The organism is Pseudomonas sp. CM27 (assembly GCF_013179515.1).
Lineage (GTDB): Bacteria > Pseudomonadota > Gammaproteobacteria > Pseudomonadales > Pseudomonadaceae > Aquipseudomonas.
The window spans coordinates 23967-32461 of the sequence record NZ_JABMCN010000024.1 but is presented as its reverse complement, the minus strand read 5'-3'; the positions used below and the strand labels follow the sequence as shown (position 1 = coordinate 32461).

Below are 8495 nucleotides of genomic sequence, written 5' to 3'. Positions count from 1 at the left end.
GTTCGACGCCTCGATGAAGCCGCTCCCACAGGGGGAATGAGGCCCCTGTGGGAGCGGCTTCATCGAGGCGTCGAACCGCCGCGAAGCAGGCGCCGCTGGTACAGCAGGCTTACTTCACTTCAACTGCCAGGCTCTCGGCAATCTTGCTCTGCCACAGGGCAGGGCCAGTGATGTGTACCGACTCACCGTTGCTGTCTACAGCGACGGTAACCGGCATGTCCTTGACGTCGAACTCGTAGATCGCTTCCATGCCCAGCTCGGCGAAGGCCAGCACCTTGGACTTGCGGATGGCCTGGGCCACCAGGTAGGCAGCGCCGCCGACGGCCATCAGGTACACGGCCTTGTTGTCCTTGATCGCCTCGATCGCGGTCGGGCCACGCTCGGACTTGCCGATCATGCCCAGCAGGCCGGTCTGCTCGAGGATCTGGCGGGTGAACTTGTCCATGCGGGTGGCGGTGGTCGGGCCAGCCGGGCCTACCACTTCGTCACCCACCGGGTCGACCGGGCCAACGTAGTAGATGAAGCGGCCTTTCAGGTCGACCGGCAGTTCTTCGCCACGGTTGAGCATTTCGACCATGCGCTTGTGGGCGGCATCGCGGCCGGTCAGCATCTTGCCGTTGAGCAGGATGGTCTCGCCCGGCTTCCAGCTGGCCACTTCTTCCGGGGTGATGTCGTCGAGGTTGACGCGACGGGCGCTCGGGCCGGCTTCCCAGACGATTTCCGGGTAGGCGTCCAGCGACGGCGCTTCCAGCTCGGCCGGGCCGGAGCCATCGAGCACGAAGTGCGCGTGGCGGGTGGCGGCGCAGTTGGGGATCATGCACACCGGCAGGGAGGCGGCGTGGGTCGGGTAGTCCATGATCTTGACGTCGAGCACGGTGGTCAGGCCACCCAGGCCCTGGGCGCCGATGCCCAGCTGGTTGACCTTGTCGAACAGCTCCAGGCGGATTTCCTCGATGCGGTTCTGCGGGCCACGGGCTTTCAGTTCGTGGATGTCGATGGACTCCATCAACACTTCCTTGGCCATGACCGCAGCTTTCTCGGCGGTGCCGCCGATGCCGATGCCAAGCATGCCAGGCGGGCACCAGCCAGCGCCCATGGTCGGCACGGTCTTCAGTACCCAGTCGACGATCGAGTCGGACGGGTTCAGCATGGCCATCTTCGACTTGTTCTCCGAGCCGCCGCCTTTGGCTGCGACATCGACCTCGACCTTGTCGCCGGGGACGATGGAGTAGTGGATCACTGCCGGGGTGTTGTCCTTGGTGTTCTTGCGGGCACCGGCCGGGTCGGCCAGGATCGAAGCACGCAGGACGTTTTCAGGCAGGTTGTAGGCGCGACGCACACCTTCGTTGATCATGTCGTCGACGCTCAGGGTGGCGCCGTCCCAGCGCACGTCCATGCCTACGCGCACGAACACGGTGACGATACCGGTGTCCTGGCAGATCGGGCGGTGGCCGGTGGCGCACATGCGCGAGTTGATCAGGATCTGGGCAATGGAATCGCGTGCAGCAGGCGACTCTTCACGCAGATAGGCCTCGTGCATGGCCTGGATGAAATCGACGGGGTGGTAGTACGAGATGAATTGCAGGGCGTCGGCGACGCTCTGAATCAGGTCGTCTTGCTTGATCACGGTCATGCAGCGCGCTCCTCTTAAAGACGGGAACATTCATAGAGACGCTCGACGGTGCCGACCAGCATGTCGAAACGCCTTGCAAAGGCGCGCCGGCAGCATGGCCGACGCAAAAGGCGCGGCAGTATAGCGTGCCTCTGGGTGTGAAACACCTGCGCGTGGTCTGGACCTTGGTCGGCAAGGCGCAGGCATCCTTTTTGCTGGTATTGCCCGCTTGGCATACAGTGGCCTGATGAACGATGGAGAAACACCGACCATGCCGGAACTTTGCGTGGGCGAACGCCGCTGGGTGGTGCCGACCGGCAGCAACCTGCTCGATGCCCTGAACGACGCCGGGCTGCACGTCCCCTATAGCTGCCGCGCCGGCAGTTGCCATGCCTGCCTGGTGCATTGCGAGGTGGGCCAGCCGCTGGATGCCATGCCCGAGGCCCTGGCGCTGGACAAACATGCCCTGGGCTGGCGCCTGGCCTGCCAGTGCCGGGTGGTTGAAGACCTGCGCGTGGCGCTGTTCGACCCGCGGCGCGATGGTGTACCAGCCCAGGTCAGTGCGCTGGACTGGTTCGGCGATGTGTTGCGGGTGCGCCTGCGCCCGGAGCGGGCGCTGCGCTATCAGGCGGGGCAGCATGTGGTGTTGTGGCTGGGCGAGGCCGCGCGGCCTTATTCCTTGGCCAGCCTGCCGGGTGAGGATGATTACCTTGAATTTCATATCGATTGCCAGCGCCCAGGCGATTTTTGCGACAGGGCCCGGGGGCTGAAGCTCGGGGACACGCTGCGGCTGGGCGAACTCAGGGGCGGGGCGTTGCACTACGACCCGGACTGGCAGGAGCGGCCACTGTGGCTGCTGGCGGCCGGTACCGGTCTGGCACCGTTGTGGGGCATCTTGCGCGAGGCGTTGCGCCAGGGGCATCGGGGGCAGATTCGGGTGGTGCATGTGGCACGGGACCGTGCTGGGCATTATCTGGCCGAGGCGCTGATGCAACTGCAAGGCGTGGATGTCGAACTTGTGCTGGCGGAGCAGATGGATGAAGCGCTGGCGCGGTTGCGGCCGTCATCGCGGCAGACGCTGGCGCTGGTGTGCGGAGCGCCGGGGAGTGTCGAGCGGTTTGCCCGACGGCTGTTCATTGCCGGGGTGCCGCGGGGGCAGGTGTTTGCTGATGTGTTTGTGGAGCATGTCTGAAAGCCGGGAGGGCGTTGCCCTCCTTTCGCGACACAAGGCCGCTCCTACCGGGGAATGCATAACCCTTGTAGGAGCGGCCTTGTGTCGCGAAGGGCCGCAAAGCGGCCCCTTTCAAGCTAAGGATCAGCCGACCAGCGGATCGCCAACGTGCAGGATCTTCATGCCATTGGTGCCACCGATGGTGTGGTAGCTGTCACCTTTGGTCAGGATCACCCAGTCGCCTTGCTGCACCAGGCCACGCTGGAGCAGTTCGTCGACCGCCGCCTGGCTCACCTTGTCGGCCGGCAGCGAGGCCGGGTCGAATGCGATCGGGTACACGCCGCGGAACATCGAGGCGCGCGCCTGGGTGGCGCGGTGCGGCGACAGTGCGTAGATCGGCACGTGCGAACGCAGGCGCGACATGATCAGCGGGGTGTAGCCGCTTTCGGTCAGGGCGATGATCGCCTTCACGCCCGGGAAGTGGTTGGCGGTGTACATGGCCGCCAGGGCGATGCTTTCGTCGCAGCGCTCGAAGGTGGTGTGCAGGCGATGGCTGGACTTCTGGCTGGTCGGGTGCTTTTCAGCACCCAGGCAGATGCGGGCCATGGCCTGGACGGCTTCGATCGGGTAGGAACCGGCGGCACTTTCGGCCGACAGCATCACCGCGTCGGTGTTGTCGAGCACGGCGTTGGCCACGTCGGACACTTCGGCACGGGTCGGCATCGGGTTCTGGATCATCGACTCCATCATCTGGGTCGCCACGATCACCGCCTTGTTGTTGCGGCGGGCGTGCTGGATGATCTTCTTCTGGATGGCGATCAGCTCGGCATCGCCGATTTCCACACCCAGGTCGCCACGGGCAACCATCACTGCGTCGGAAGCGGCGATCAGCTTGTCGAGGGTTTCATCGTCGGCAACGGCTTCGGCGCGTTCGATCTTGGACACCAGCCAGGCGCTGCCGCCGGACTCGTCGCGCAGCTTGCGCGCGTATTCCATGTCGCTGGCGTCACGCGGGAAGGAAACGGCCAGGTAGTCCAGGTCCATTTCTGCGGCCAGCTTGATGTCGGCCTTGTCTTTTTCGGTCAGGGCCGGTGCGGTCAGGCCGCCACCTTTGCGGTTGATGCCTTTGTGGTCCGACAGCGGGCCACCGATGATCACCACGCAGTGCAGGGCATCAGCGGTAGCAGTCTCGACGCGCATGACCACACGGCCATCGTCGAGCAGCAGTTCGTCACCTACGCCGCAGTCCTTGACCAGATCGGGGTAGTCGATACCGACGATGTCCTGGTTGCCTTCGGTCAGCGAGTGAGCGGTGGAGAAGGTGAACTTGTCACCGATCTTCAATTCGATGCGCTTGTTGGCGAACTTGGCGATGCGGATCTTCGGGCCCTGCAGGTCTCCCAGCAGTGCGACATGGCGGCCGTTCTTGGCAGCGATTTCGCGGATCAGGCGGGCGCGGGCCTTGTGCTCGTCCGGGGTGCCGTGGGAGAAGTTCAGGCGCGCCACGTCCAGGCCGGCAAGGATCAGTTGTTCGATCACTTCCGGCGAGTTGCTGGCGGGGCCAAGGGTGGCGACGATTTTGGTACGGCGGATGGTCATGCACAGACTCCTATAGTGAAGCGCAGCGAAAGGCTACTCCTGAATCTCGCTGTAGTCATTGTTCGGTTGCACTACCTGCGACCAAGGCAGGGTGGCATTTGAACGGGCAGGGTATCCTTGCAAAACGGTGTGAAGATTTGCAGGCAAGCGCCGATACACTGGCATCAAAGGAGATCCCCATGCGAGCCCTGATCGTTTTCGCCCTGGCCGCCAGCGCCGTCGGCTGCACCCGCTGGTCCATGGACCACCACCTGAACAATGCCTATCGCGCCTACGACCGTGGCGACTGCCAGCGGGTGATGCTGGAGCTGTCCCAGGTCGACCGCACCAGCCGCGCCCGACCGTTCATCCACCCCGAGGTTTCGCTGCTGCGCGGCCAGTGCCTGGAGCGCCAGGCGCTGTACGTGGATGCTGCGCAGACCTACCAGTACCTGATCCAGCAATACCCGGGCAACGAATATGCCTATCGGGCGCAGGCACGCCTGCAAACCCTTGAAAAGCTCGGCCATTACCGTGGTGGGGAAGCGGCGGTGGCCAACCCGGTGACGACTGCACCTTGGCGATAACACCAAGGTGTGATTTATTTCACGGGATTTGCGGCGCGCCCTGCGCTAATCTGTAACTCAGCTGTTACAACAACCGCCAGTTCCACGTATTCCTGGCTCAGGTACGGAATGCACTTGCGATCATGTTCAACAAGCGCCACATCGAACGTCACCAACTGCCTTGTGTCCTCAAGGTATTCAACCGCTTTACCGGCCAGGCGCTCGGCCAGCTGGGCAATGCCTCCGAAGACGGGTTGATGGTCATCAGCCAGCTGCCAGTGCTGGTAGGGCCAGATTACGAACTGCAATTGCGCTTGCCACTGGTCGGCGGCGGGCACCAGTTTGTCAACCTGACGGCCAGCTGCCTGTGGTGCCGCGAGGACCAGACGCCGGGGCACTACGACTCGGGCTTCATGCTGTTGCAGGCACCGCGCGAATACGATGAATTCGTTCGCTCATTGCGGGAGTATTTCAGTTTCCTTCCTGCCGACGCTTCGGTTTGAGGCTGCGTTAGAATCGGGTCGACCTCGATACAGGACGACCCCGTGACCTCCAGCATATTCTGGCACGACTACGAAACCACCGGCATCAACCCGCGCTGCGACAGGCCGCTGCAGGTGGCCGGCGTGCGCACCGACTTCGACCTCAACGAGATCGACGATCCGATCAGTCTTTATTGCCGGCCCTCCGACGACATCCTGCCGCACCCGGCCGCCTGCCTGGTGACCGGCATCACTCCGCAGCAGCTGGCCGAACACGGCCTGTGCGAAGCCGAGTTCATGACCCGGGTACACGCGCAACTGGCGCAACCGGGTACCTGTGGCGCTGGCTACAACACCCTGCGCTTCGACGACGAAGTGACGCGCTACAGCCTGTACCGCAACTTTTTCGACCCCTACGCGCGTGAATGGCAGGGCGGCAACAGCCGCTGGGACCTGATCGACATCGTGCGTACAGCCTATGCACTGCGCCCGGACGGTATTCACTGGCCGCAACAGGACGGGCGTACCAGCCTGCGCCTGGAGCTGCTGAGCAAGGCCAATGGCATTGACCATGGGCATGCCCACGAAGCGCTTTCCGACGTGCGGGCAACCATTGCCCTGGCCCGACTGATCCGGCAGCAACAGCCCAAATTGTATGACTGGCTGTTCCAGTTGCGCAGCAAGCACAAAGTGATGGAGCAGGTCCGTCTGTTGCAGCCACTGGTGCATATATCCGGGCGCTTTTCGGCAGCACGTAGTTACTTGGGCGTGGTATTGCCGTTGGCCTGGCACCCGCGTAACCGCAATGCGCTGATTGTCTGCGACCTGCATCAGGAAACCCTGCCGCTGCTGACGGAAAGTGCTGAAGTACTGCGCCAGCGGTTGTATACGCGCCACGAAGAACTGGCCGAGGGTGAATTACCGGTGCCGCTCAAACTGGTACAGATCAACCGCTGTCCGGTACTGGCGCCATTGTCGGTATTGCGCCCGGCCGATCAACAACGCCTGGGCCTGGACTTGACGTTGTTACAATTGCGCGGCGAACAGTTGGCTAATCAACAGGCGCAATGGCAAGACAAGCTGGAACACATCTTCGGCCCGGAAGACTTTGCCCCGAGTGAAGACCCGGAACAGCAGTTGTATGCTGGTTTTCTGGGTGACCGGGACCGGCGCTTATGCGAGCAAGTTCGTGCGCTGGAACCGGCGCAGTTGGGCCGCGGGCAATGGATGTTCGATGACCCGCGTCTGCCGGAATTGTTGTTCCGCTATCGGGCGCGTAACTTTCCGGATACCTTGACCGGCGAAGAGCAGCAACGTTGGTTTGGCTTCTGCCAGCAGCGCCTGAGCGAGCCACAGTGGGGCGCGCCGAATACCTTGGGCGACTTTGCAAAGGCGTGCCAGCAAGCCTGGGATGGCGCCGACGAGGCGGGCCGGGGTGTGCTGGAGGCCTGGCAAGTGCATGCACGGCAATTGCAGGCACAATTTGCAATTGGCTGAGAGCAGACAAACAAAAACGCCGGCAATGTGCCGGCGTTTTTGTTGAGCGAAGCAAAAGGCGGAGGCGGACAATCAGTCCAGCAGGGTCGCCCAGCTTTCAACCACATCGCCGCCCCAGTTGGCTTTCCACTCTTTCAGGGTTTTGTGGTTGCCGCCTTTGGTTTCGATCACTTCACCATTGTGCGGGTTCTTGTATTGCTTGACCTTGCGCGCACGCTTGGTGGCAGTAGTCTTGACGGCGCCGCGTGGGGCCTTGCTCAGTTTCGACTCTGGGTCGAGCAGGGCAATCACGTCGCGCAGCGACTTGGAGTACTCGCCCATCAGCGTGCGCAGTTTGCCTTCGAACTCCAGTTCTTTCTTCAGCTTGTCATCCTGCGACAGGTTGGCCAGGCGGGCCTGAAGTTCCTTGATGGCTTCTTCGGTAGCGCGGTACTCGTTGATCAGGGACATGGAGTGTTCCTTAATGCGTGTTCAGAAATGTGTGGGGCAATAATAGACAGCCGATACTCGCAAGTAAACATAATATTGGCCAGTTAACTGCTAATTAAGCTGTGACAATATTTCTCTACGTGAACAAAAATTTACATAAATACCGTGCATGTGGTCATGTCTGTCAGACATTGCCCTCAAGCATCTGGCGACCTGGGCGCGCCATCGCGGCTACGATCAATACTGCGTTTTTTCTGGCGGGCCGCTAGAATGAGCGCCTTTGCGAAGTTCTGGAGTCTCATTCATGCGCACCTATCGTCTGGTGATCGCCTGCCCCGACCGTGTTGGCATCGTGGCGAAAGTCAGTAATTTCCTGGCCCTGTACAATGGCTGGATCAACGAAGCCAGTCACCACTCCGATGAGCAGAGCGGCTGGTTCTTCATGCGTCATGAAATCCGCGCCGAATCGTTGCCGTTCGGTATCGAGGCCTTCCGCGAAGCGTTTGCGCCGATTGCCGAAGAGTTCTCCATGACCTGGCGGGTTACCGACTCTGCGCAAAAGAAGCGCGTCGTGCTGATGGCCAGCCGCGAGTCGCATTGCCTTGCCGACCTGTTGCACCGCTGGCACACCGATGAACTGGACTGCGAGATCCCGTGCGTGATCTCCAACCATGACGACCTGCGCAGCATGGTCGAGTGGCACGGTATTCCGTTCTTCCATGTACCCGTCGACCCCAAGGACAAGGCCCCGGCCTTTGCCGAAGTATCGCGCCTGGTTCAGGAGCACACTGCCGACGTGGTGGTGCTGGCCCGCTACATGCAGATCCTGCCGCCGCAGCTGTGCCAGGACTACGCCGAGAAGGTCATCAACATCCATCACAGCTTCTTGCCCTCGTTTGTCGGTGCCAAGCCGTACCACCAGGCTGCCTTGCGTGGCGTGAAGCTGATCGGCGCAACCTGCCATTACGTGACCGAAGAACTGGACGCCGGCCCGATCATCGAGCAGGACGTGGTGCGTGTCAGCCATGCCGACAGCATCGAGGACATGGTCCGCTTTGGCCGCGATGTCGAGAAGATGGTGTTGGCCCGTGGCTTGCGTTATCACCTGGAAGACCGCGTGCTGGTACATGGCAACAAGACGGTAGTGTTTGACTGATTGC

The 8495-nt window shown here is 62.0% G+C and carries 8 protein-coding genes; 5 read left to right on the top strand and 3 right to left on the bottom strand.

Features of this window, described 5'->3' with window-relative positions; translation table 11 throughout:
• Window positions 1-109: 109 nt before the first annotated feature.
• A complete protein-coding gene (locus HP547_RS05215; protein WP_172231519.1) occupies window positions 110-1633 on the bottom strand; it encodes a fumarate hydratase in 1524 nt (507 codons plus the stop codon).
• 250 nt (window positions 1634-1883) lie between these two features.
• Between HP547_RS05215 and HP547_RS05210 the strand changes: the two genes are divergently transcribed.
• Window positions 1884-2804, top strand: coding sequence for an iron-sulfur-binding ferredoxin reductase (locus HP547_RS05210; RefSeq protein WP_172285667.1), 921 nt, complete (start codon window positions 1884-1886; stop codon window positions 2802-2804).
• A 123-nt stretch (window positions 2805-2927) separates the two neighbouring features.
• On the opposite strand, the gene pyk is transcribed toward HP547_RS05210, so the two are convergent.
• Window positions 2928-4382 carry a pyruvate kinase gene (gene pyk / locus HP547_RS05205; RefSeq protein WP_172230953.1) on the bottom strand — a complete coding sequence of 485 codons (1455 nt, stop codon included), beginning with the start codon at window positions 4380-4382 and terminating at the stop codon, window positions 2928-2930.
• 179 nt (window positions 4383-4561) lie between these two features.
• Here pyk and HP547_RS05200 point away from each other — a divergent pair, with 179 nt between their 5' ends.
• The 3 genes from HP547_RS05200 (at window position 4562) to sbcB (ending at window position 6906) form a co-directional block, all read left to right on the top strand.
• Window positions 4562-4948 (top strand): tol-pal system YbgF family protein, encoded by a 387-nt coding sequence (locus tag HP547_RS05200; RefSeq protein WP_172230950.1) that lies wholly within the window; start codon window positions 4562-4564, stop codon window positions 4946-4948.
• A 122-nt stretch (window positions 4949-5070) separates the two neighbouring features.
• The gene (locus HP547_RS05195; RefSeq protein WP_172230947.1) at window positions 5071-5430 is read left to right on the top strand and encodes a PilZ domain-containing protein; all 360 of its coding nucleotides are present in this window, start codon (window positions 5071-5073) and stop codon (window positions 5428-5430) included.
• 42 nt (window positions 5431-5472) lie between these two features.
• Window positions 5473-6906 carry an exodeoxyribonuclease I gene (sbcB, locus tag HP547_RS05190; protein WP_172230944.1) on the top strand — a complete coding sequence of 478 codons (1434 nt, stop codon included), beginning with the start codon at window positions 5473-5475 and terminating at the stop codon, window positions 6904-6906.
• Window positions 6907-6978: 72 nt separating this feature from the next.
• Here the strand turns inward: sbcB and mvaT are convergent, their stop codons facing one another.
• Window positions 6979-7356 (bottom strand): histone-like nucleoid-structuring protein MvaT, encoded by a 378-nt coding sequence (gene mvaT / locus HP547_RS05185; RefSeq protein WP_172230942.1) that lies wholly within the window; start codon window positions 7354-7356, stop codon window positions 6979-6981.
• A gap of 283 nt (window positions 7357-7639) precedes the next feature.
• On the opposite strand from mvaT, the gene purU reads away from it, so the two are divergent.
• Complete coding sequence (gene purU / locus HP547_RS05180; protein WP_172285666.1) at window positions 7640-8491, top strand: formyltetrahydrofolate deformylase; 852 nt, start codon at window positions 7640-7642, stop codon at window positions 8489-8491.
• Window positions 8492-8495: the final 4 nt, after the last annotated feature.